Consider the following 21,384-nt stretch of genomic DNA (forward strand, 5'->3'; position numbering starts at 1 on the left):
GGTGCGGAGGGCGACTCAGGCGGCGTAGATGAGCTTGACGCCGTCCAGTCCCAGGGCCGCTGCCCGCGTGCCGCGGACCCCGCTGTTCAGGTTGCGCCAGCTGTTGTTGCTGGCGGCTTCGTGCACCCACCCGTCGACGACGTTGTAGATGTGCTTCACCCCGTTGACATTGAGCGCGGCCAGCGAGGTGCCCTGCGCGCCGTAGATGCCGGTCCACAGGTTGGCCCAGCCGGCGTTGCTGGCGGCCTCGTAGATCCGGCCGCCGTTGAGCGTGTAGATGATCTTCGTTGTCCCCACTGTGATCGCCGCTACCGCCGAGGCCGGGATGCCCGTGTTCAGGTTCCGCCAGGCGTTGGCGCTGTGCGCCTCGTGTACGTAGCCGCCGACGATGCTGTAGACGTACTTGACGCCGTTCAGCACGATCACCGAGATCGAGGACGAACTGGCACCACCGATGCCGGTGTTGAGGTTGCGCCAACTGTTGTTGCTGGCGGCCTCGTGCACGTACCCGTCGACGACGTTGTAGATGTGCTTCACCCCGCCGAGGTTGATCGCGGCCAGGGCGGTGCCCTGTGCTCCGTGGATGCCGGTCCACAGGTTGGTCCAGCCGGCGTTGCTGGCGGCCTCGTGGATCCGGCCGCCGTTGAGGGTGTAGAGGATCTTCGTGGATCCCACTGTGATCGCTGTCGCCGCCGTGCCGGTCACCGCGCCCGCGCTGCCGGCGACCGGTAGGGCGCGCCAGCCGGCATTGCTGGCCGCCTCGAACACCTGACGGGGCTGGTCGGCGGGGTTCTGCTGGATGAAGGCCAGCGGGTTGATCCGGGTGCCGGACGGGTCGATCATGTGCCAGTGCAGGTGCGGGCCCGTCGAACTGCCCGAGCCGGGTGCGCCGGCCGCGCCGCCGGAGCGGCCCACGATCGTGCCCGCGCCCACGCTGGTCCCGTTGGCGAGCAGGAACTGCGACAGGTGCAGGTACTGGCTGCGGTACCCGTCCGCGTGCTGGATCGTGACGGTGTGCCCGCCCGTGCCGTTGTTCGGGATGTTCTGAATGGTGCCGGCGCCGCAGGCCGGCAACGCCGTGCCCACCCCCATCCCGAAGTCGATGCCACCGAGTGATCCGCGGCTGAGGTGACCCTCCCAGGTGTCGGTGATCGGGTAGGCGCTGAACGGGTTGTAGATCGCCGGCGCGGCCTGTGCCGCCCCGGGGACCAGCAGACCACCGGTGCTGATGGCCCCCACACCCAGCACCGCCGCGCGCAACATCGTGCGGCGACTCACGGCGGAGGTGGTCGTGTCGTCGCCGCAGCAGCTGCCTTCGTAGCCGTCAGTCATTCCCACTCCTTCTGCGCCCGCCAAGATATCTACGGAGGCTAATGGGTGGGTTGGTCTGGCGGTATCGGTGCCACCAGACGTTGATCAGAGCGTTGGCAGCTGTTCGGCTCGGGTGATGACCTGGTCGATGAGGCCGTACTCCCGGGCCTGCTCGGCGGTGAACCAACGGTCCCGGTCCCAGTCCCGCTGGATCTCGTCGAGGGTTCGTCCACTGTGCCGGGAGATCAGCTCCTGCATCGTCCGCTTCACGTGCAGCATGTTCTCCGCCTGGATGGTGATGTCGGCGGCGGTCCCGCCCATCCCACCGGACGGCTGGTGCATCATGACCCGTGAATGTGGCAGTGCGTACCGCTTGCCGGCCGCCCCCGCGCAGAGCAGGAACTGCCCCATCGAGCCGGCGAACCCGAGCGCCAGCGTCGCCACGTCGTTGCGGACATACCGCATCGTGTCGTAGACCGCCATCCCTGCGCTCACCGAACCGCCCGGCGAGTTGATGTAGAGGTAGATGTCCCGGTCGTCGTCCTCCGCGGCGAGCAGCAGGATCTGCGCGCAGATCTGGTTGGCCGACTGCTCGGTCACCTCGGTGCCCAGGAAGACGATCCGCTCCCGCAGCAGCCGCTCGAACACATGGTCACCGAAGGACGGCTGCCCGCCCTCCAGCATTCGTACGTCGTACCCGATCATGTGCCGCCGCCTTCCACCGCGCCGGCGGGCGGTGGGGACCACCCGGTGGACCGGCCCCTTCAGCGTGCGGGCGACGGCGACGGCTGGCCCAGTGATTCTGCCGCCGGCAGATCCGCCGACGGCAGAACCCACGCGGCCTACGCGACGGTCAGCCGCCGCAGGCCCAGCCGGGTCTGCGCGCAGTCAGCCAGGGCGGCGGTCCGCGGACCGGGGCGCGAGCCACCAGCGGAGGCTCTTTCGTCGACGCTGAGGATCGGCTCGCCGGCCACCGGCCCGCGGTGCAGAACGAACCCGCCGACACGTGGACCCACCAGAAGGGTGGCGTTGCCGATCTCCCGGCGAGTCGCATCGACCCGCTCCAGGTGGGTGAGCGCGGCGCGCGGCGCGGCCGGGAGGCGGGGCTCGACCCGGCGCATGTCGTCACGGGCCTCGCCGAGCAGTTCGGCGAGGCTGATGCCGAGCGCTCGGCAGATCGCGGCCAGCACCTCCGAGGAGGCCTCCTTTCGACCCCGCTCGACCTCCGAAAGGTAGGGAACGGAGACGTCGGCTGACGCGGCCACCTCGCGCAGCGTGCGGCCCTGACGCTGGCGGTGGCGGCGGAGCACTCCGCCGATGACTCGTCGCAGCAACGACATGCCGGCCTCACTTTCGCGGTCGTCGTCGGGAACACCCTCATCATGCCCGTCCTCGACCGTCCGGACCGACCCGTCCGGCCCGCGCCGCTCCGACGGCGCGGGCCCCGGGCCCTTGTCGGTGCAGGTGGGCGTGCCAGTTGGTTCGGCTCCGCCCGGGTGCGGGTGCGACGCCGGTTGTCCGCGCGACCCGGACGTGCGATCGACGGTGTACCCGCTATGTTGTGGGCGTGCAGGCGACGGCGGGGGAGCAGGTTCGACGGTGATCCATTTTCCCGCGCAGCGCCGGGGCCCACTGAGCGCGCTGAGCCTTCGGCTCGCCGCCGCCCTGGGCCTGGTCTTCGCCGTGGTCGCCGCTGTCTACCTGGGCCGGGACGGCTACCGCGATGTCAACGAGGACGGCCTCACCCTCCTCGACTGCTTCTACTACGCGGTCGTGTCGCTCTCGACCACCGGCTACGGGGACATCACCCCGGCCGCGCCGTCGGCCCGGCTGGTGAACGTCCTCTTCATCACCCCGGCCCGAGTGATCTTCCTTATCATCCTGGTCGGCACCACCCTGGAAGTTCTGACCGAGCAGTACCGGACCGGCCGTCGCCTGTCGCGGTGGAGGAGAGCCGTGAAGGACCACGTCATCATCTGCGGCTACGGCACCAAGGGGCGCAGCGCTGTCTCCGCCCTGATGGAAAACGGTCTGGACCGCTCGCGGATCGTGGTGGTGGAGCGCAGCGCCGCAGCCCTACGGCAGGCCACCTCCGCTGGGCTGGTGGCGATCGAGGGCTCGGCGACCCGCTCGTCCGTGCTGAACGAGGCGCACGTCAAGAACGCAAAGGCCGTGATCATCGCGACCGACAGTGACGACGCGTCGGTGCTGGTCGCGCTGACGGTACGGCAGCTCACCGCCGGGCAGGTCCGCATCATCGCGGCGGCCCGGGAGGCGGAGAACGCCCCACTGCTCAAGCAGAGTGGGGCGCACCATGTGATCGTCTCCTCGGCCACGGCGGGCCGGCTGCTCGGCCTGTCCACCTCGGCGCCGCCGCTGATCGACGTGGTGGAGGATCTGCTCACTCCCGGCCAGGGCATGGCGCTGGCGATGCGTTCCGCGGAGCGGGACGAGGTGGGTCGTTCGCCGCGGGAGCTGGAGTCGTTGGTGATCGCCCTGGTGCGGCGGGGCAAGGTGGTCACCCTGGCCGACCGGGCCGGCGCGGTGATCGAGACCGGCGACATGCTGGTGCACGTACGCGACGACCGCCCCCAGTCGGCCACCACCGCCTGATCGTTTCGCCGCTGTCGGTAGGTGTGTGACCGCTGGCCTGATATCGCCGCCGCCGCCGCCGTTGTGGTGAGGCGGCGTCAGCAGGTCTCGTCGGCGGCGCAGATCGCCTCGGTGCAGTTCACCGCGGTGCCGGCGGAGGCCCGGCTGAGCAGCTTGTAGAGCGTCTCCCGCTCGGCGGGATCCAGCGCGCCCAGCACCTCGTCCTCGGCGCCGGCCAGAGCGCATTCGGCCTCGCTGAGGCGTTTCGCACCATCTTCGGTGAGTTCGACGACGTGTCTGCGGCGATCCTCGGGTGAGCGCCGACGCTCGACCAGCTGCTTCGTCTCCAGGTCGTTGAGCAGCCCGACGATGTTGGTGCTGTCCATTTCCAGGATGGTGGCGAGCGCCTGTTGCCCGGTGCCGCCGCCGGCGCGCAGCACTGTGAGCGCGACCAGATGCCGGGGGCGTAGGCCCAGCGGCGCCAGCACCGACTCCGACCGCAGTCGCATCCGCCGGGCCAGATGGTCCAGGAGTGCGCCCGAGCGGTGCTCGGAGGAGTCGAGCGGCTGCGCGGACATGTGACCCAGTCTACCGACCTGACGGAACATCGGCCTGCTATAAATAGTTGGTGCTTCACAGACGATTCCTAGAGGAGGAATAATGCATCTGCTGCATATTGACTCGAGCATCCGCGGTGACTGGTCGGTCAGCCGGCGGCTCACCGCCCGCGCGGTCGACGCATGGCGTGCGGCCCACCCGGACGGCACCGTGGCCTACCGGGACCTGGGCGCCGAGCCGCTGCCGCACCTGGACGCTGAGGGTGGCCTGGCACGGATGACCCCTCCGGACCAGCACACGCCGGCCCAGCGCGAGTCCTGGGAGCTCAGCGAGCGGCTGGTCGACGAGGTGAAGCAGGCCGACGTGGTGTTGCTCGGGCTGCCGCTCTACAACTACGGCGCACCCAGCAGCGTCAAGTCCTGGGTCGACCACCTGATCGTGCCCGGCCTCGCGTTCGACCCGACGACCCAGCAGGGCCTGCTCGGTGGACGCGAGTTCGTGGTGCTGGCCACCCGGGGTGGCGGCTACGGCGAGGGGACCCCGCGCAACGGTTGGGACCACGCGGAACCGTGGCTCCCACACGGCCTGTCGCTGACCGGCATGGAGCCGCGTTTCATCAGCGCCGAGCTGACCCTGGCGCCGTCGGTGCCGGCGATGGCCGAGCTGATCCCGCTGCACGAGGCGAGCCTCACGGCGGCCGAGAAAGAGATCGACAACCTCTGGCTGCCGGCCGGCGCCGCCCGCTGACCAGTCGTCCCTCGTCGCCCGGAGGGCGGCCGCTCCACACCGGAACGGCCACCCCTCCGGGGCGGGACATCCAGTTTCTGCGTACCAGGCGGCGGGAGCCACAACCCGTCCGGATGAGTCGCGGCTGCGCTGGCCCCGTCGGTTCGTCGCGGTCTGGTTGCGGATCATGGAAAAACCTCGTTACCGGGCAGCTTCCCGAACGAACCCTTGCTACGGTGTCCCGGCTTAGAGCTGTCAATGGGTGTCGCTGCCGGGGCTTGCCGGTGCAGCGTCGTTGGCGCAGGCACGACGGGGAAATCTTCTAGAGCCGGGCGGACTCCGCCCTGGTGTGGTTTGTCGTTCAACCGTCGCGTCCCACGCAGGTCATCCCGGGCAGTTCCGAGTGCCTCGTTAATCGAACGACGGGAAGCAATCAGTGGCTGAAGTGGCAACATCCGCAGGAGCCCGACGGCGGTGGTACGCCGGCGTCATGGCGGGCCTCGCTCTCACGGGCGTGGCGGCCGTGGCACCCACGACCAGTGCTCAGGCCGCCCCCAACGGCGGCGGCGCGTACGACGTGGCCAGCAGCGAGCGACCGGACCGGTCGAGCAAGCTGCCGAACCTGCACAAGGGAAAGCTCACGCTTCCCAAGCCGGGTGCCCAGGGCCGGGCCTTCCAGTCCGGCACCGGTGCCTCTCCCAAGGTCTTCCAGGGGACCCTGGCGAGCGCCTCCGAGTTTCCGTACATCGTGGGTATCGTCACCGCTCTCCAGGACAGCGACCAGTACTACTGGTGCACCGGCACGATCATCGCCCCCAACAAGGTGCTGACGGCCGCGCACTGCACCGCCGACGGGCCCGGCAGCACTCGGGTCATCGCCGGCAACGACCGGCTGGTCGACAGCAACGGCCAGATCATCGGTGGCAGCGGGTTCGTCGCCGAGGTCAGCTCGACCTGGACCCACCCGGGCTGGAACATCGCCGAGCAGTACGAGCACCCTGACACCGCGCCGATCGTGGACGACGTCTCGGTCCTCACGCTGAAGCAGAACCTGCCCAGCGTGTACAAGCCGGTGTCGTTGAGCGCCCAGGGCGACCAGACTCCGTACGTGGCTGGCACGCAGGCCCAGATCGCGGGCTACGGCGTCACCGCGTCCGACGACCAGGACCCGGACAGCCGGCTGCGCAAGGCGACTGTTCCGATGCGGTCCAACGCGGACTGCGACGTCCCCGGGCTCTACCTCGCCGACCGGATGATCTGCGCTGGCGCCGGCACCGACGCCACGCCGAGCAGCGACACCTGCGGGGGCGACTCCGGCGGTCCGCTGCTCGTCAACGGCGTCCAGGTCGGCATCACCGACTGGGGCTTCCAGCCGTGTGGTTCGTCGGCCGGCTACTACGAGCGGTTGAGCTACTACAACAACTCCATCAAGGCGGACCTGACCCGTCCGTCGCTGGTCAACGCGGACTGGACGGGCGACGGTCACACCGACCTGCTCGCCCGCGACGCCGCCGGCAACCTGGCGTTGTGGTACGGCAGTGGCTTCTCCAACGACGGGTGGGGCGGCTTCTACGGGGTTCAGCAGATCGGCGCTGGCTGGGGGATCTACAGCCGGGTCTTCCGCGTCTACAACTGGAACGGCGACAAGAAGCCGTCCATCATGGCGATGAAGCCCAACGGTGAGCTGTTCATCTACAACACCGATGGCAAGGGCAACTTCGTCGGTGGCGCGAAGAAGATCGGCACCGGGTGGCAGGGCTTCACCGCGCTCATGGTGACGAACAACTGGCTGGGCAACAACCGGCCGAGCCTTCTGGTGCGCAAGTCCAACGGCGACCTGATCCGCTACACCAGCAACGGTAATGGTGGCTGGGAGAACCCGCTGGGCACCAAGATCGGCAACGGCTGGAACGGGTTCAACCTGTTCCTCACTCCGGGTGCCTGGAAGGGCGACGGGCGTGAGGTGCTGATCGGTCGTACCTCGACCGGCGACCTGAAGATGTACCAGTCCGACAGCAAGGGCGGCTGGACCAACCCGCTCGGCACCAAGATCGGTAGCGGCTGGGGCGGCTTCAAGAACATCATGGTTCCGGGCGACTGGAGCGGCGACAACATGATGGACATGCTCGGCGTCGACGGCAATGGCCGGATGCGGCTCTACACGACCAACGGCTACGGCCAGTGGATCGACTCGAGCGGCGGGGTCATCGGCACCGGCTGGGGAGTCTTCAACCTGGTCTTCTGATCAGGCTGTCCGCAGCAGTAACGGGAAGGGCCCGCAACCGAACGGTTGCGGGCCCTGTCCCATTGTCGAGCGTCAGACGATCGTCCAGGTGTCGCCGCTGCCCAGCAGGCCAGCGAGCTGCTGCTCGGGGGTCTCGGTGACAGTCGCCTTGGCGGCCGCGAGCTGAGCCTGCACCACGCTGTCGTAGGACGGCCGGTCCACCGAGCGGAACACCCCGATCGGAGTGTTGCGCAGGTCCAGGCCGGGCAGCCGGGACAGCGCGAAGGCGTACGCCGGGTCGGCCACCGTCGCGTCGTGCACGACGATCTCCTCCGGGCGCACCGCGCTGGTCTCCCGGACCTCCAGGCCGAAGCCGCCCGGCGGGTGCACCACGCAGAACTGCCCGTCGGCCCCGAAGGTGATCGGCTGGCCGTGCTCCAGACGGATCAGGTAGTCGTCCCTGGTGGACGGGTCCTTGAGCTGCTCGAACGCCCCATCGTTGAAGATGTTGCAGTTCTGGTAGATCTCCACGAAGGCCGAGCCCTCGTGCTCCGCGGCGGCCCGCAGCACCGACTGGAGGTGCTTGCGGTCGGAGTCGATGGTGCGGCCGACGAAGCTGGCCTCCGCGCCGAGGGCGAGCGAGAGCGGGTTGAACGGGGCGTCCGCCGAGCCGGACGGTGTCGACTTGGTGATCTTGCCGACCTCGGACGTCGGAGAATACTGACCCTTGGTCAGACCGTAGATCCGGTTGTTGAACAGCAGGATCTTGAGGTTGACGTTGCGCCGCAGCGCGTGGATCAGGTGGTTGCCACCGATGGAGAGCGCGTCGCCGTCGCCGGTGACCACCCAGACCGACAGGTCCGGCCGGGACACCGACAGGCCGGTCGCGATCGCCGGGGCCCGACCGTGGATCGAGTGCATCCCGTACGTGTTCATGTAGTACGGGAAGCGGGACGAGCAGCCGATCCCGGAGACGAAGACGGTGCGTTCCCGGGGGATGTTCAGCTCCGGCATGAACTGCTGGATGGCCGCCAGGATCGCGTAGTCACCGCAGCCGGGGCACCAGCGCACCTCCTGGTCGGACTTGAAGTCCTTCGCGGTGAGCTTGACGGCGACGGGCTCAGACATTCTTCAGCACCTCTTCCAGCGTCGTCTCCAGCTCGGCGGCCGTGAACGGAAGGCCGCGGACCTGGTTGTAGCTGATCGCGTCGACCAGGTAGCGGGCCCGGATGACGTGGGCCAGCTGGCCCAGGTTCATCTCCGGGATGACCACCTTGTCGTACGAGCGGAGCACCTCACCGAGGTTGGCCGGCATCGGTGCCAGGTGCCGCAGGTGCGCCTGGGCGATGGAGAGGCCGCGCTGGCGGACCCCGCGGCACGCCGCGCCGATCGGCCCGTACGTCGAGCCCCAGCCGAGGACCAGCACCCGGGCGTCGCCGTCCGGGTCCTCCACCTCGATGTCCGGCACCGGGATGGTCTCGATGCGGGCGGCCCGGGTGCGCACCATGAAGTCGTGGTTGGCCGGGTCGTAGGAGATGTCTCCGGTCTTGTCGGCCTTCTCCAGACCGCCGATCCGGTGCTCCAGACCCGCGGTGCCGGGGATCGCCCACGGCCGGGCCAGGGTCTCCGGGTCGCGCAGGTAGGGCAGGAAGGTGGTGCCGTCCTCGCCGTTGGGCTTGGTGGCGAACTCGACCCGCAGGTCGGGCAGCGACTCCACGTCCGGCAGCAGCCACGGCTCGGAGCCGTTGGCGACGTAGTTGTCGGACAGCAGGATCACCGGGGTGCGGTAGGTCAGCGCGATCCGGGCCGCCTCCAGCGCCGCGAAGAAGCAGTCCGACGGTGACCGGGGCGCGATCACCGCGACCGGCGCCTCACCGTGCCGACCGTACAGCGCCATGTTGAGGTCGGCCTGCTCGGTCTTGGTCGGCATGCCGGTCGACGGGCCGGCGCGCTGCACGTCCACGATCACCAGCGGCAGCTCCAGCGCCACCGCGAGCGAGATGGTCTCGCTCTTGAGTGCCACGCCGGGGCCGCTGGTGGTGGTCACGCCGAGCGACCCGCCGTAGGAGGCACCGAGCGCGGCGCCGACGGCGGCGATCTCGTCCTCGGCCTGCACTGTGAGAACGCCGAAGCGCTTGTGCTTGCTCAGCTCGTGCAGGATGTCCGACGCGGGCGTGATCGGGTACGCGCCGAGGAAGACCGGCAGCCCGGAGCGGACCCCGGCGGCGACCAGCCCCAGCGAGAGCGCCGCGTTGCCGGTGATGTTGCGGTACGTGCCCGGCTTCATCTTGGCCGGCTTGACCTCGTAGCGGACCGCGAAGTCCTCGGTGGTCTCGCCGAAGTTCCAACCGGCCTTGAAGGCGGCGACGTTCGCGGCGACCAGCTCCGGACGGGCCGCGAACTTGCGCTCCAGGAAGCGCAGTGTCGACTCGTAGGGCCGGGAGTACATCCAGGAGAGCAGGCCGAGGGCGAACATGTTCTTCGACCGCTCGGCGTCCTTCTTGGACACCTGGTGGGTGGCGAGCGCGCCGACCGTCATCGACGTCAGCGCCACCGGGTGCACGACGTAGCCGGCCAGCGAGTCGTCGTCCAGTGGGCTGGTCTGGTAACCGACCTTGGCGAGGTTGCGCTTGGTGAACTCGTCGGTGTTGACGATGATGTCCGCGCCGCGCGGCAGGTCGGCCAGGTTGGCCTTGAGTGCCGCCGGGTTCATCGCCACCAGCACGTTGGGCGCGTCGCCCGGCGTGAGGATGTCGTAGTCGGCGAAGTGCACCTGGAAGCTCGACACGCCGGGCAGGGTGCCGGCGGGAGCCCGGATCTCGGCGGGAAAGTTTGGCAGCGTGGAGATGTCGTTGCCGAGCTGCGCCGTCTCCGAGGTGAACCGGTCGCCGGTCAGCTGCATGCCGTCGCCGGAATCACCGGCGAACCGGATGACGACCCGGTCGAGTTGACGGATCTGCTTGGTCACTGTGCCACCTTCGTTCGCGACTGCGGGGCTTGCCCGGCCACGGAACCTCCTTGACGCAACGCTTCACCGCACCGCCCCAGGCTGGTCCGGCCGCTGTCGTTCCTCACCTGAGAGCCTACGTCTAAGGGAGCCCTAACCATCCCCGGAGGTCCGCCGACTGGGACCCGATGTGGGCGCGAAACGCCCGCATTTGCGGTGTTACGCCCCGCCCGCCGTAATTCAGATCACCACCGGTTGCGCCGACGACCCCGGCCGCGCGCTGCCGGGGTCGTCCGTCGATCAGTCGGCCGGGTTGGGCGTGGGCTCGGGCGGCGGACCGCCGAACCGGCGACGCAGCGAGGTCGTCGCCAGCGTGAGAGCCAGCACCACCAGCAGCGTGGAGACCGCGATCAGGATGACCGCTGTGCGCTGCGCCGAGGTCAACCCGCTGTCGTCGGTCGCGGCACCGGCGGGCAGTACGCCCTGCGAGCCGGTCGGCGCGGGCGGAGAGACCACCGGAGTGGCCAGGGCGGCCGCCGCGGTGATCCGGAAGCTCATCTGCACCCGACGGGTAGGGCCGCTGCGTGGATCGAGTTGACCGATCACGGCCCCGGACAGCGGCGCCTCCCGCTGCGCCTGCGGCGTCGCCTCCACCGGCAGCTGCACCTCGGCGGTCGTACCCGCCAGCACCAGGCCGGCGTCGCAGCGGGTACGCGTCGGGTCGACCGCCACGCAGCCCAGCGGTGGGGTCGGCACGGCCACCCCGGCCGGCAGGACGACCTCGACCCGGCCGGCGGCGTCCACCGCGCCGGTGTTGCCCAGCCGCAGCGTGAGGGTGCTGGGGCCGCCGCTGATGTCGAAGGCCACCTCGTCGGCGGCCAGCGCGATCCCGGGCACCGGTGGGCCGGGCGGGAAGAGCACCGCGAAGCCCTGGTCGTCGGTCGCCTCCCCGGTTACGCCCGGGGCGTCCGCGATGACCTGGACGGAGCCGCTGAGCGGCATCTGCTCCCACGCCGTGCCGGCCACCCGTAGCCGCAGCGCGGTGCTGAACCGGACGCCCGCTCCGGCCGTCCAGGCCCCACAGCGGTACGTCCCACCACCGGCGGCGGCGCAGCCCTTCGTGCCGGCGTCGGTCAGCCCGGCGGGCAGCGTGTACGAGAGTCGGATCTGTTCCGTTGTGGTACCGGTGTTGTGCACAGTGACCTGGAGGGTGGCGGCCGTGCTCGGCGTGTTCCAGTACGCCTCGGTGAGCGTGACGTCGCCGGTGGTGACCTGCACGCCCAGCGGGCTCTGCGGCGGCGGCGCCGAACCCGGCGCGGGCGGGCGGACCGTCGGCGCCGGGGGTGTCGGCGGGGCCGGGGGTGCCGTCGGTGGCACCGGGGCAGCCGGCGTGGGCGGTCGGGTGGTGCCGCCCGGCGCGGGCGCGCTGGTGGTCGGCGCCGGCGGGACCTCCGGAGCGGTGGTCACCGGCGCCGGTGGCGTTGTCTCCGGTGGTGGCGCGCTGGTCTCCGGTGCCGGGTCGGTCGGCTCCGGTTCACCGCCCGGGTCTTCGGTCGGGGTGGGCTCCTCCGCCGGTGTGGTCGGGGGCTCCTCGCCTCCCGGCTCGTTGATCGGCTCGGCCGAGGTCGCGACCGGGTCCGCGTCCGGTGCGGCCGCGCTGGCCCAGGCCGGCCCCACGGCGAGCGCCGTGAGCAGGCCGAGCGCGAGCGCGGTCGCCAGCAGGGGCGTGGAACGCCGCCCCTCCGCCCGGTTACCGGGCGATGCCTTCACGCGGGCCATCTGTCCTCCGGTGACATGGGTGGGTGTCCAATATTCGGTAACAGTTGCCCCGGAGCACTAGTCCCATCTGGAAACAAATCCGTAACGTGTTTGGGGCGGCCCGTCCGGGCGGACGGTAGGCTGCCGACTGTGACCGGATACCTGGGCTCGTACGCGACGCTCGGGCTCCTGCTGCTCGCCAGCGTTCTCTTCTTCGTTACGGCGTTCTCGGCCAACCGGGTGTTACGCCCGGCGCGCCCGGCCGACCCGCCGGGCAAGCGGGCCAGCTACGAGTGCGGGCTCGACCCGGTCGGTGCCGACTGGGCACAGATGCAGATCCGCTACTACGTGTACGCCTACCTGTACGTGCTGTTCGCGGTCGAGGCGGTGTTCCTCTTCCCCTGGGCGGTGGTCTTCGACCGGCCGGGCTTCGGCCTGGTGACGGTGGTGGAGATGGCGGTGTTCGTGGCGGTGCTCGCGCTCGGCATCCTCTACGCCTGGCGTAGGAACATCCTCCGCTGGACCTGAGGGCCACGGCCTCCGGCAATCGTGTCGGTCCGTCCGGCCGTTCGCGGTCGTTTATGGCGACGACTGGTCAGGCGAGTCCCCGACGGGTCGCCGTCGGCGGGCGGTCGCCTCGGATCGAGGCCACCATGTCCAGCACCCGGCGGGTCGGGCCGACCTGGTGGGCCCGGAAGACCCGGGCGCCCAACCAGGCCGAGACGGCCGTCGCGGCGAGCGTCCCCTCCAGCCGTTCGGCCACCGGCAGGCCCAACGTCTCACCGATGAAGTCCTTGTTGGAGAGCGCCACCAGCACCGGCCAGCCGGTTCCGGTCAGCTCGTCCAGTCGGCGGGTGATCTCCAGCGAGTGCCGGGTGTTCTTGCCGAAGTCGTGGGCCGGGTCGATGAGGATGCCGTCGGGGCGTACCCCTGCCGTCACCGCGCGTTCGGCGAGCCCGGTCACCGTCGCGACCACGTCGGCGACCACGTCGGTGAAGGCGGCCCGGTGGGGCCTGGTCCGCGGTGTCAGCCCGCCGGCGTGCGAACAGACCAGGCCGGCGCCGGTCCGCGCGGCCACCCGGACCAACGCCGGGTCGGCGCCCGACCAGGTGTCGTTGAGGAGGTCGGCGCCGGCCGCCACGGCCTCCGTCGCCACCTCGGCACGCCAGGTGTCGATGGAGATCACCACCTCCGGAAACGCGGCTCGGACGGCGGCGATCGTGTCCACCGTGCGCCGGATCTCCTCGGCGACGTCCACCTCCGCACCGGGCCCGGCCTTGACCCCGCCGATGTCGATGATGGCCGCGCCCTCGTCCACCGCCCGTTCCACGGCGCGCAGAGCGCTGTCGGCGGCGTAGGTGGCCCCCCGGTCGAAGAACGAGTCCGGCGTGCGGTTGACGATCGCCATCACCACCAGCTCGCCGGGGGCGAACGTGTGCCCACCCAGCCGAAGCGCCCCGGCCATGCCCGCCTCCTGGAAGTTCGCGCCGTCGCCGCCGCGTCGGCCGGTCCCGACGCTAGTCGGTCGCCCGTCCACCATTCCGGGCGGGCGTCGGCACCGAATGTGATCGAGGCGGGTGGCGGGGTCGCTCCCGGCCGGCCGCCATGCCACGATCAGTACATGGGTCAGCTTCTGCTCCTCCTGGTCGTGGCGTTGACCGTCGCGGCGGTGATATTCGGCGTGACGGTGCTGGTCAGCGGCCGTGATCCCGGCCTGGTGCCGGCCGAGCCGGATTCGCAGGCCGTGGCGTTGCCGGGCACCCGCCCGTTGCGCGAATCCGACGTGGGGGCGGTCCGTTTCGACACCGCGTTGCGCGGGTACCGGATGGACCAGGTCGATCAGGCGTTGCGCCGTGCCGCCTACGACATCGGTTACAAGTCCGAGCTGATCGGCGTACTGGAGTCGGAGGTCATCGCCTTGCGTGAGGGGCGCACCGACGATGCGGACGTGCTGCGGCAGGCCCGCGAGCAGTCTGCCAGCAAGGTGACCACCGCCGACGCGGCGGAGCCGGCCGAGGCAGTGGAGCCGGGCAAGGCAGTGGAGCCGGGCAAAGACGTGCCGCTGACCGGCGAGGCGGGCTCGGCCCCGGTCGGCTCGACGACCCTCGGCCCGGTGCCCACCGCGACCTCGTCCCCGGCCGACTCCGATGGGGTGGCGCCTGCCGCCGCACCCGTCGACGACGAGTCGGCCGATCGTGAGCAGACCGGTGGCGCTTCCGCCGACGGCACCGAGCAGCGCGACGCGGTGGTTCGGTCGGAGTCGGCGTGACCGAGCCGGAGGGCGCTGACGATCTTCGGGAGGCGGCCCGACCCGGTGCCGGTGAGGTGACCGCCACGGTGATCGTCAACGCCCCGGCGGAGCGGGTGTTCGCCGCGTTGCTCGCCTGGGAACGTCAGTCCGACTGGATCCCGTTCACCCGCGTGCGGGTGGTCGAGGGCGACGGGCGCGAGGGCAGCCGGATCGAGGCGGTGACCGCGCTCGGTCGGGCGACGCTGCGCGACGAGATGCTGGTGGTCCGGGTCGACGAGCCGTACGAGATCGGCGTCGTGCACCACGGCCAACTGCTGCGCGGCCCGGGGGTGCTGCGCTGCACCCAGCTGGGCCGGGACCGCACCCAGGTCGTCTGGCACGAGTGGTTCCACCTGCCGGGCGGTCGGGCCGGTCGACTGGCGTGGCCGGTGCTCTGGCCCGGCTCCAAGCTCGGCCTCACCCAGGCGCTGAAGAGCTTTGCCCGTCTGGTCGAGCAGGGCCGACTGCCCTGACCGGGGAGCCGGGTGCAGGCTGCCAGCCGGGCGCACGGAAGAGATGCCCGACCCGGTGCCGCCAGGTCACCGCGGCGCGCAGGTCCCGGGCGATCGAGGCGTACTCGTGGAAGGCCACCCGGACCGGGTTGTAGCTGCCGACGTTAGTGGTCAGGCCGTACACGCAACGCTCCCGTTCCGGCGCGAACGACCTGAAGAGCCGGTCCCAGACGATCAGGATGCCGCCGAAGTTGCGGTCCAGGTAGCTGCCCTGCGACGCGTGGTGCACCCGGTGGTGCGACGGGGTGTTGAACACCGCCTCGTACCAGCGCGGCATCTTGCCGATCCGCTCGGTGTGGATCCAGAACTGGTAGAGCAGGTTGACCGAGCCGCAGAACGCGACAACGGCCGGGTGGACGCCGGCCAGGATCAGCGGGATGTAGAACACCCAACTGGTCAGGCCGGTCCACGGCTGACGCAGCGCTGTGGAGAGGTTGAACCGCTGCGACGAGTGGTGCACCACGTGCGAGGCCCAGAGGATGCGGATCACGTGGTGGCCCCGGTGTGACCAGTAGTAGCAGAAGTCCTGCGCGAGCAGAATCAGCGGCCAGGTCCACCACAGCTCGGCGACCCGCAGCGGGGTGAGCGCGTAGAGCAGCGCGTACGCGGCGGCGATCGGCACCTTCCAGAGCAGGTCGGCGAAGATGCTCCCCAGCCCCATCGTCATGCTGGTCGCGGTGTCGGCGCCGCCGTAGCCGACCTCGTCGTCGTCGCGGTGCAGCAGGTAGGAGACCCGCTCCAGCACGATGAGCAGCACGAAGGCCGGGATCGACCAGGCGATGACGTCCGGGAATTCCTTCACCGCGCGGCCTCCGCTCGCCGTCATTAGTCGCGGCACACCGTTGGGGTGACCTCGGCCTACCGGTCGGTAACAAGCACCATAGGCAGCCGGGCGGCCGGTGGCAATGGGGTGTCGGACGGATGCCCTAGCGTGTACGAGGTGACTGACCTGGTGATCGGCACGGATGGGCTGGCCCGCTGCGCCTGGGGGTCGAGCACCCCCGACTACGCCATCTACCACGACACCGAGTGGGGGCGGCCGCTGCGCGGCGACGACGCGCTCTACGAGCGGATGACGCTGGAGGCGTTCCAGTCCGGGTTGTCCTGGCTGACCATCCTGCGCAAGCGTCCGGCGTTCCGGCTGGCCTTCGACGAGTTCCACATCCCGACCGTCGCCCGCTACGACGACGCCGACGTGACCCGGCTGCTCGCCGACGCCGGCATCGTCCGCAACCGGGCCAAGATCGATGCGGCGATCGCCAACGCCCGCGCCGCACTGGAGCTGCCGGAGGGCCTGTCCACGCTGCTCTGGTCCTTCGCGCCGGAGCCCCGGCCAACTCGCCCCGCCTCGTTCGCCGAGCTGGCGCCGATCACACCGGAGTCGACGGCGATGGCCAAGGCACTCAAGAAGCGCGGCTTCCGGTTCGTCGGCCCGACCACCGCGTACGCGTTGATGCAGGCCACCGGGATGGTCGACGATCACATCGTCGGCTGTCACGTCACCCTCCCCCCGGCGGCGTGATGAGATGTCAGGCATGACGACCGAGACCGCGCACCGGGCCGGTGCGGCCGGCAACGCCGACGGGGTGGGCACCTGGGCGGTGCTACTGCCCGCCGAACGGTACGAAGCCGAGCGGCTCGTGCACCACGACACGCTGGAGCTGACTGGGCTGACCGACGTCTCCCGGCCAGGGCCGGGCGACCAGGTGGCCGTGCTGGCCGACGCGCCGCCACGGCTGGTGGCCCTCGGCCGGGTCACCGCGCCGGGTCGACGCCACCGCGAAGACCCGGACGACCCCCAGTCCCCGGTCGAGCCGGGCACGCTCGTCGTCGCGTACACCCGGCGGGCGTTCGACGAGCCGGTGCCGGCCGACCTGCTGACACTCGACGGGCCGGTCACCGCGGTGGAGCCGGCGGCCTTCCGGGCGCTGGCCGACCAGCTCGGCCCACCCCCGGCGCGGCGCACCTGGCTGGTCAGCCTCGACCTGCCCATCGAGGCCGCCACGCCGGCCGAGGCGGTTCGGCTGTTCTGGTCCTACGTGCAGGAGTTGGGCCCGCGTGAGCTGCCCGCCTTCGTCTCGCCGGCCGGCGACGAGCTGGCCATGCAGGCGTTCGTGCTGGGCGAGCAGGCCAACCAGGACCCGGAAGAGGACGACTAGAAGAGCTTGTCCACTCGTCCCCGCCAGTCGGCGAGGACCGGGCCCGGGTCGGTGTCCAGCACCCGCTCCAGCAGCGTGGCGTAGACGTCCCGGAAGTCGGTGGTGTATTTCAGGTCGCCGTCGTCGAGGTCGGTGAGGCTCGGTGGTGCCCCGTGCCAGCCGCCCCGCACGCCCGCGCCGAGCAGCAGCACGTCCGAGGCGGTGCCGTGGTCGGTGCCGTCCGAGGCGTTGGCCCGCACCCGACGGCCGAACTCGGAGTAGACCGCCACCACCACCTTCCGGCCCGCCTCGGTGCGACTCATCCGGTCGGCGAACCCGGTCAACGCCCGGTCCAGCTGACCCAGGAGCACTGCCTGCAACTGCTTCTCGTCGGCATGCGTGTCGAAGCCGCCCAGCGACACCGAGAAGACCCGGGTGGACACTCCCGCCTCGACGCACTGCGCGACGAGGTCGAGCTGCGCGTCCAGCGGGGTGCGGGCCCCGCCGGTGGCCGTCGCGGGGGCCTGCTCGCCGTCCGGGTCCGCCGTGTCCGGGTCGGCGGAGTCGCGTACCTGGCGGATCATCTCGTCCACCGACCGTAGGTCGGCGAAGCAGGCGGCGGCGCGACCCCGGGCCGACGACTCGCCCGCCTCGGCGGCGGCGAACGCGGTGAGCGTCGCCGCTGGCAGGCCCTTGGCGGCCTTCCGGTCGGTCACCGGGACTGCAGCGCCGGCGCTCTGCGCCCCGGCCAGCAGCGGCGGCAGGGCAGGCTCGAAGGAGACCGCCAGCCGGGGGTCGCCACCGGCGCGGTCCAGCCACCGTCCGAGCCAGCCGGTGTTGCCGGGCCGGTCCGGTTGTGCGGTGTGCCAGATGTCCATCGACCGGAAGTGGCTGCGGTCCGGCTTCGGGTAGCCGACCCCGCGCACGATCGCCAGCCCACCGCCGGACCAGCGCTGGTGCAGGCCGGCCAGCGCCGGGTTGAGGCCGAAGTCGTCGTCCAGCCGCAGCACCTCCCCGTCCGGGTACGCCAGCTCCGGGCGCGCCGCCCGGTAGGCCGGGTCGCCGTACGGGATGACCGTGTTGAGCCCGTCATTACCGCCGTAGAGCGTCACCAGCACCAACGTGCGCGACTGCGGGTCGCGGTCTCCGCCGGTGTCCAACAGGTCCCGCAGGCTGTACGCGCCGGCCCCGGCGGCCAGCGCGCCAGCGCCGACCACCCCACTGGTGAGCAGGAACCTGCGTCGGGTCACTGTGTCCATGTCGACTCCTCCGCTCAGCTGACTGTGTATTCGGGGCTGACCAGGCCGGCGGCCAGCAGCTTGCGGGGCTCACCGGCCAGCGGGGTGAGAGCCGCCCGGGTGCGTGCGCCCCAGCCGTCGACCACCAGCAGTCGGGCCAGCGCGTCTGGTCGGCCGGCGGTGGGCGCGGCGGTCAGCCGGGCCAGCACCGCCGGTGCCGTGGCGGCGGCGAGCACCCCGGCCGTCCGCAGCCGGGCCTGCAACGACGAGGTGGTCAGCCAGGCGGCCCCGGCTGGCCAACCGCCCACACTCGGTGGGCGCAACGGCACCTGGTCGAGCGCGTTCAGACCGGCCAGCAGTTGTCTGCGTTGCTGCTCGGGCAGCGCGGACGGTCGGATGCCGAGCTGCCGCAGCGCACCGACGAGCCACTCCACCGGCTGCTTCACCAGCGTGCCCCGGGTCTGCGCGAAGGCCGGTGCGGAGAAGAGCGCGCGCAGTGTCGCTGTGGTGTCCGCCCCGGCCAGGCCGTCCGGCGCCGGGATCTCGGTGCCGGCGTAGCGGAACCAGAGCCGGCCGGCCACGAAGGTCGCCGCCGCCGGTTGGGCCGCGAGCAGACCGGCGTACGCCTCGGCGTCGAACCGGCCGCTCTGCCCGAGGATGCTCTTCTCGCCAGGGTCGTGCCGCTTGGTCTCGAAGCGGACCGCACCGGTACGCCGGTCGACCACCCAGCCGGTCAGGGCCCGCGCGCCGGCCTTCACGTCGGCCTCGCTGTAGGCGCCGATGCCGAGGGTGAACAACTCCATCAGCTCGCGGGCCAGATTTTCGTTCGGCGCCTTGCGGGTGTTCTTCTGCCCGTCCAGCCAGACGATCAGGGCGGGGTCGCGCACCATCGAGGCGACCAGGGGGCCCAGCGGCCCACGGCCGTGCCGGCGCAGGGTCTCCAGCTGGCCCACCATCAGCCGCGCCGACTTGACCTTCTGCGCGCTGGTGGCCCAGTGCCCGTGCCAGAAGAAGAGCAACTTCTCGGTCAGCCCGTCCTCGGCGGCCACCATCCGGTCCAGCCACCATTCGGTGACCTGCTGGAGTTGCTTGCGGCGCTCGGCGTTGGCCTGCTGCCGTTGCTCGCGGGTGGAGTCCTTGGTCAGCCCTGCGTACGGGTCTGGGGGCAGCGTCGGGACGGGTGTGGCCGCCGCACCCCGGTCCGTGGCCGGCGGCTTGAGCAGCCGGTCCACTGTTGCCGCCGGCCCGGCCCGCTCGGCCGCGTCCACCTCGTCGGCGGTGGGCCCGAAGGTGGCCCGGCGCAGCAGGTGTGCCACCGCTTCACGATCGCTCATACCGGGCGACGCTAGGCGGCCCGTGTTCGAGGACGGTAAGGGCGGCGTCCGGATCGCGTTCAGCGTCCCTCGAAGACCGGTTTCTGCTTGCCGACGAAGGCGAGGGTGGCCGCCCGGTGGTCGGCGGTGGCGCCGCAGATCGACTGGGCCTGCGCCTCGGCGGCGAGGGCGTCGGCGAGGGTGCCGGCGTCGGCGATGGAGAGCTGTCGCTTGATCGCCCCGTACGCGACGGTCGGGCCGGCGGCGAGCCGGGCGGCCAACTCCTGGGCGACGGGCAACACCTGCTCGTCGTCGTCCGTCATCCGGTTGAGCAGCCCCAGCCGGCAGGCCTCCTCGGCGCGGACCGGCTCGGCCAGCAGCAGCAGCTCCACCGCCTTGGCGTGGCCGACCAGTCGGGGCAGCGTCCAGGAGGCGCCGGTGTCGGCGGCGAGACCGACCTTGGCGAAGGCCATCAGGAAACTGGTGGTCGGGCCGCCGATGCGGATGTCGGCCAGGAACGCCAGCGACGCGCCCGCCCCGGCGGCCATCCCGCGGACCGCGGCGATCACCGGCTTGGGCAGGTTGGCGAGCCGGGCGGCGATCGGGTTGTAGTGCGCCCGCACGGTGCCCAGCGGGTCACTGGCGGAGTTTTCCAGGGTGGCCACGTGCTCGCGTAGGTCCTGCCCGGCGCTGAACGACCCGCCGGCTCCGGCCAGGACGACAGCGCGGCAGGACCGGTCGGTCTCCAGCTCCGCGAGGGCGTCCCGCAGCGCCTCCTTGAGCGCCACGTCGAGCGCGTTCATCGCGTTCGGCCGGTTCAGCGTGAGGGTGACGACGGCATCGGTCCGGTCGACCAGCAGCGGCTCGGTCACGTGTCTAACGACCCTTCTGTCGGACGATGCGGTTGCCGGCGTCGAGGCACTGTTCGACGTACCGGTCGGCGGCCGGACGCAGGCGGGCTGCGTGCCGGTCGAAGAAGCTGGCCGCGGCGGTGCCGGGCCACCGCTCGGGCAGCAGTGCCGGGGGCAGCTGCGGATCTTGGAAGAGGAACGTACGCCACGCGTGCACGAGGCGGAACCGCGTCGCGTACGCCTCCTCGTCGCTGCTGCGCACGGTGACCGCGGCGAGCAGCGGACGCTGGTCCGCGACGAACCGCTCGTAGGCGCGGCCGATCTCGGCCAGGTTCCAGGCGCGTCGGACCACGCCCATTGCGCCGGGGGTGCCGGAGAAGTGCGAGGCGGTGAACCGCTCGAACCGGATGCCGGTCTCGGCGAGGAGCAGGTCGACGTCCTCGGCGGGGCGGGTGGCGACCCAGGTCTGCTCGTCGAGCGTCCCGTAGCCGAGGAAGCTCAGGTTGGCGGCGAGCCGCTGGCGGTCCCGTCGGGAGCCCGGAGCCTCCAACACCAGCAGATCGAACCGACCGTCCCAGGTGACCCGGCCGGTCCGGTAGATCCGAGCCGCTGCCTCGTCGAGTCGGCGGGCAGCTTTCGGTGTGATCGAATATCCCGGTCCGGAGACCAACCGGAGGGGTTCGAGCCAGCCCTGACGCACCATCCGGGAGACGGCGGTGCGAACTGCCGGCGGTGCGATTCCCAGCGGCGCCAGTAGCTTGACCAGGGCAGCAACCGGTGCCCGGCCACCCCTCGGACGGAGGTGGTCGCCGTACAGGTCGAAGAGTGCCGACCGTGCCTGCATGACCGCACATTGTGACAGGCCTTCTCAAGATAAGCTAGATGCTGTTACATCAATGCTGCTCCGGTTTGGGTCCGGCGGTGTT

21 protein-coding genes are annotated in these 21,384 nt (G+C 71.0%); 8 read left to right on the top strand and 13 right to left on the bottom strand.

Annotation, left to right across the window (positions count from 1 at the left end; all coding sequences use genetic code 11):
• Positions 1-15: 15 nt before the first annotated feature.
• The 3 genes from NIE79_RS31780 to NIE79_RS34140 all read right to left on the bottom strand — a co-directional run bounded on the left by NIE79_RS31780 (position 16) and on the right by NIE79_RS34140 (position 2,651).
• A complete protein-coding gene (locus tag NIE79_RS31780) occupies positions 16-1,332 on the bottom strand; it encodes a M23 family metallopeptidase (RefSeq protein WP_238682079.1) in 1,317 nt (438 codons plus the stop codon).
• Positions 1,333-1,416: 84 nt separating this feature from the next.
• On the bottom strand, positions 1,417-2,016 hold the full coding sequence (locus tag NIE79_RS31785; RefSeq protein WP_238682080.1) for a ClpP family protease: 600 nt from the start codon (positions 2,014-2,016) through the stop codon (positions 1,417-1,419).
• 137 nt (positions 2,017-2,153) lie between these two features.
• Complete coding sequence (locus NIE79_RS34140; protein WP_308193255.1) at positions 2,154-2,651, bottom strand: helix-turn-helix domain-containing protein; 498 nt, start codon at positions 2,649-2,651, stop codon at positions 2,154-2,156.
• 259 nt (positions 2,652-2,910) lie between these two features.
• Between NIE79_RS34140 and NIE79_RS31795 the strand changes: the two genes are divergently transcribed.
• On the top strand, positions 2,911-3,924 hold the full coding sequence (locus NIE79_RS31795; protein ID WP_112603739.1) for a potassium channel family protein: 1,014 nt from the start codon (positions 2,911-2,913) through the stop codon (positions 3,922-3,924).
• A 77-nt stretch (positions 3,925-4,001) separates the two neighbouring features.
• On the opposite strand, the gene NIE79_RS31800 is transcribed toward NIE79_RS31795, so the two are convergent.
• The gene (locus NIE79_RS31800; RefSeq protein WP_238682081.1) at positions 4,002-4,481 is read right to left on the bottom strand and encodes a MarR family winged helix-turn-helix transcriptional regulator; all 480 of its coding nucleotides are present in this window, start codon (positions 4,479-4,481) and stop codon (positions 4,002-4,004) included.
• Between the two features lie 82 nt (positions 4,482-4,563).
• Between NIE79_RS31800 and NIE79_RS31805 the strand changes: the two genes are divergently transcribed.
• Together NIE79_RS31805 and NIE79_RS31810 are read left to right on the top strand one after the other, a co-directional pair.
• Positions 4,564-5,208, top strand: coding sequence for an FMN-dependent NADH-azoreductase (locus NIE79_RS31805; RefSeq protein WP_238682082.1), 645 nt, complete (start codon positions 4,564-4,566; stop codon positions 5,206-5,208).
• Between the two features lie 469 nt (positions 5,209-5,677).
• Positions 5,678-7,432: a trypsin-like serine protease gene (locus NIE79_RS31810; RefSeq protein WP_238682083.1), complete on the top strand. Its 1,755-nt coding sequence runs from the start codon at positions 5,678-5,680 to the stop codon at positions 7,430-7,432.
• Between the two features lie 72 nt (positions 7,433-7,504).
• Here the strand turns inward: NIE79_RS31810 and NIE79_RS31815 are convergent, their stop codons facing one another.
• From NIE79_RS31815 to NIE79_RS31825, 3 genes are all read right to left on the bottom strand, one after another.
• Positions 7,505-8,539 (bottom strand): 2-oxoacid:ferredoxin oxidoreductase subunit beta, encoded by a 1,035-nt coding sequence (locus tag NIE79_RS31815; RefSeq protein ID WP_238682084.1) that lies wholly within the window; start codon positions 8,537-8,539, stop codon positions 7,505-7,507.
• Positions 8,532-10,379 carry a 2-oxoacid:acceptor oxidoreductase subunit alpha gene (locus tag NIE79_RS31820; RefSeq protein WP_238682085.1) on the bottom strand — a complete coding sequence of 616 codons (1,848 nt, stop codon included), beginning with the start codon at positions 10,377-10,379 and terminating at the stop codon, positions 8,532-8,534. Before NIE79_RS31820 ends, NIE79_RS31815 begins: the two co-directional genes overlap by 8 nt.
• A 279-nt stretch (positions 10,380-10,658) precedes the next feature.
• Positions 10,659-12,137, bottom strand: coding sequence for a hypothetical protein (locus tag NIE79_RS31825; protein WP_238682086.1), 1,479 nt, complete (start codon positions 12,135-12,137; stop codon positions 10,659-10,661).
• A gap of 129 nt (positions 12,138-12,266) precedes the next feature.
• Between NIE79_RS31825 and ndhC the strand changes: the two genes are divergently transcribed.
• On the top strand, positions 12,267-12,644 hold the full coding sequence (ndhC, locus tag NIE79_RS31830; protein ID WP_088986508.1) for an NADH-quinone oxidoreductase subunit A: 378 nt from the start codon (positions 12,267-12,269) through the stop codon (positions 12,642-12,644).
• Positions 12,645-12,711: 67 nt separating this feature from the next.
• Here ndhC and folP read toward each other — a convergent pair whose 3' ends face one another.
• Positions 12,712-13,581, bottom strand: coding sequence for a dihydropteroate synthase (folP, locus tag NIE79_RS31835; RefSeq protein WP_238682087.1), 870 nt, complete (start codon positions 13,579-13,581; stop codon positions 12,712-12,714).
• A gap of 156 nt (positions 13,582-13,737) precedes the next feature.
• On the opposite strand from folP, the gene NIE79_RS31840 reads away from it, so the two are divergent.
• Both NIE79_RS31840 and NIE79_RS31845 read left to right on the top strand, forming a co-directional pair.
• Positions 13,738-14,385: a DivIVA domain-containing protein gene (locus NIE79_RS31840; RefSeq protein ID WP_238682088.1), complete on the top strand. Its 648-nt coding sequence runs from the start codon at positions 13,738-13,740 to the stop codon at positions 14,383-14,385.
• A complete protein-coding gene (locus NIE79_RS31845; protein WP_238682089.1) occupies positions 14,382-14,879 on the top strand; it encodes an SRPBCC family protein in 498 nt (165 codons plus the stop codon). The genes NIE79_RS31840 and NIE79_RS31845 overlap by 4 nt, the downstream gene beginning before the upstream one ends.
• Here the strand turns inward: NIE79_RS31845 and NIE79_RS31850 are convergent.
• On the bottom strand, positions 14,824-15,720 hold the full coding sequence (locus tag NIE79_RS31850; RefSeq protein ID WP_238682090.1) for a sterol desaturase family protein: 897 nt from the start codon (positions 15,718-15,720) through the stop codon (positions 14,824-14,826). The genes NIE79_RS31845 and NIE79_RS31850 overlap by 56 nt on opposite strands.
• Before the next feature lie 138 nt (positions 15,721-15,858).
• Here NIE79_RS31850 and NIE79_RS31855 point away from each other — a divergent pair, with 138 nt between their 5' ends.
• Together NIE79_RS31855 and NIE79_RS31860 are read left to right on the top strand one after the other, a co-directional pair.
• A complete protein-coding gene (locus NIE79_RS31855; RefSeq protein ID WP_308193256.1) occupies positions 15,859-16,440 on the top strand; it encodes a DNA-3-methyladenine glycosylase I in 582 nt (193 codons plus the stop codon).
• A gap of 13 nt (positions 16,441-16,453) precedes the next feature.
• Complete coding sequence (locus NIE79_RS31860; RefSeq protein ID WP_238682091.1) at positions 16,454-17,077, top strand: hypothetical protein; 624 nt, start codon at positions 16,454-16,456, stop codon at positions 17,075-17,077.
• Here the strand turns inward: NIE79_RS31860 and NIE79_RS31865 are convergent.
• Genes NIE79_RS31865 through NIE79_RS31880 form a run of 4 tightly spaced genes read right to left on the bottom strand, consistent with a single transcriptional unit; the run spans position 17,074 to position 21,302 of the window.
• Positions 17,074-18,315, bottom strand: coding sequence for a DUF1501 domain-containing protein (locus NIE79_RS31865; protein ID WP_238682092.1), 1,242 nt, complete (start codon positions 18,313-18,315; stop codon positions 17,074-17,076). The genes NIE79_RS31860 and NIE79_RS31865 overlap by 4 nt on opposite strands.
• Positions 18,316-18,329: 14 nt before the next feature.
• Positions 18,330-19,628: a DUF1800 domain-containing protein gene (locus NIE79_RS31870; protein ID WP_238682093.1), complete on the bottom strand. Its 1,299-nt coding sequence runs from the start codon at positions 19,626-19,628 to the stop codon at positions 18,330-18,332.
• A gap of 59 nt (positions 19,629-19,687) precedes the next feature.
• Positions 19,688-20,479, bottom strand: a complete 792-nt coding sequence (locus tag NIE79_RS31875; protein WP_238682094.1) for an enoyl-CoA hydratase-related protein — start codon at positions 20,477-20,479, stop codon at positions 19,688-19,690.
• A 4-nt stretch (positions 20,480-20,483) separates the two neighbouring features.
• Positions 20,484-21,302, bottom strand: coding sequence for a PaaX family transcriptional regulator (locus tag NIE79_RS31880; RefSeq protein WP_091394799.1), 819 nt, complete (start codon positions 21,300-21,302; stop codon positions 20,484-20,486).
• Positions 21,303-21,384: the final 82 nt, after the last annotated feature.

This window comes from Micromonospora trifolii, from assembly GCF_022229005.1.
Classification (GTDB): domain Bacteria; phylum Actinomycetota; class Actinomycetes; order Mycobacteriales; family Micromonosporaceae; genus Micromonospora; species Micromonospora trifolii.

Excerpts from the sequence above, each read along its gene's own strand:
- NIE79_RS31780 (WP_238682079.1), bottom strand. The coding sequence starts at position 1,332 with ATGACTGACGGCTACGAAGGCAGCTGCTGCGGCGACGACACGACCACC.
- NIE79_RS31785 (WP_238682080.1), bottom strand. The coding sequence starts at position 2,016 with ATGATCGGGTACGACGTACGAATGCTGGAGGGCGGGCAGCCGTCCTTC.
- NIE79_RS34140 (WP_308193255.1), bottom strand. The coding sequence starts at position 2,651 with ATGTCGTTGCTGCGACGAGTCATCGGCGGAGTGCTCCGCCGCCACCGC.
- NIE79_RS31800 (WP_238682081.1), bottom strand. The coding sequence starts at position 4,481 with ATGTCCGCGCAGCCGCTCGACTCCTCCGAGCACCGCTCGGGCGCACTC.
- NIE79_RS31805 (WP_238682082.1), top strand. The coding sequence starts at position 4,564 with ATGCATCTGCTGCATATTGACTCGAGCATCCGCGGTGACTGGTCGGTC.
- NIE79_RS31810 (WP_238682083.1), top strand. The coding sequence starts at position 5,678 with ATGGCGGGCCTCGCTCTCACGGGCGTGGCGGCCGTGGCACCCACGACC.
- NIE79_RS31815 (WP_238682084.1), bottom strand. The coding sequence starts at position 8,539 with ATGTCTGAGCCCGTCGCCGTCAAGCTCACCGCGAAGGACTTCAAGTCC.
- NIE79_RS31825 (WP_238682086.1), bottom strand. The coding sequence starts at position 12,137 with ATGGCCCGCGTGAAGGCATCGCCCGGTAACCGGGCGGAGGGGCGGCGT.
- folP (WP_238682087.1), bottom strand. The coding sequence starts at position 13,581 with ATGGCCGGGGCGCTTCGGCTGGGTGGGCACACGTTCGCCCCCGGCGAG.
- NIE79_RS31840 (WP_238682088.1), top strand. The coding sequence starts at position 13,738 with ATGGGTCAGCTTCTGCTCCTCCTGGTCGTGGCGTTGACCGTCGCGGCG.
- NIE79_RS31860 (WP_238682091.1), top strand. The coding sequence starts at position 16,454 with ATGACGACCGAGACCGCGCACCGGGCCGGTGCGGCCGGCAACGCCGAC.
- NIE79_RS31865 (WP_238682092.1), bottom strand. The coding sequence starts at position 18,315 with ATGGACACAGTGACCCGACGCAGGTTCCTGCTCACCAGTGGGGTGGTC.
- NIE79_RS31870 (WP_238682093.1), bottom strand. The coding sequence starts at position 19,628 with ATGAGCGATCGTGAAGCGGTGGCACACCTGCTGCGCCGGGCCACCTTC.
- NIE79_RS31880 (WP_091394799.1), bottom strand. The coding sequence starts at position 21,302 with ATGCAGGCACGGTCGGCACTCTTCGACCTGTACGGCGACCACCTCCGT.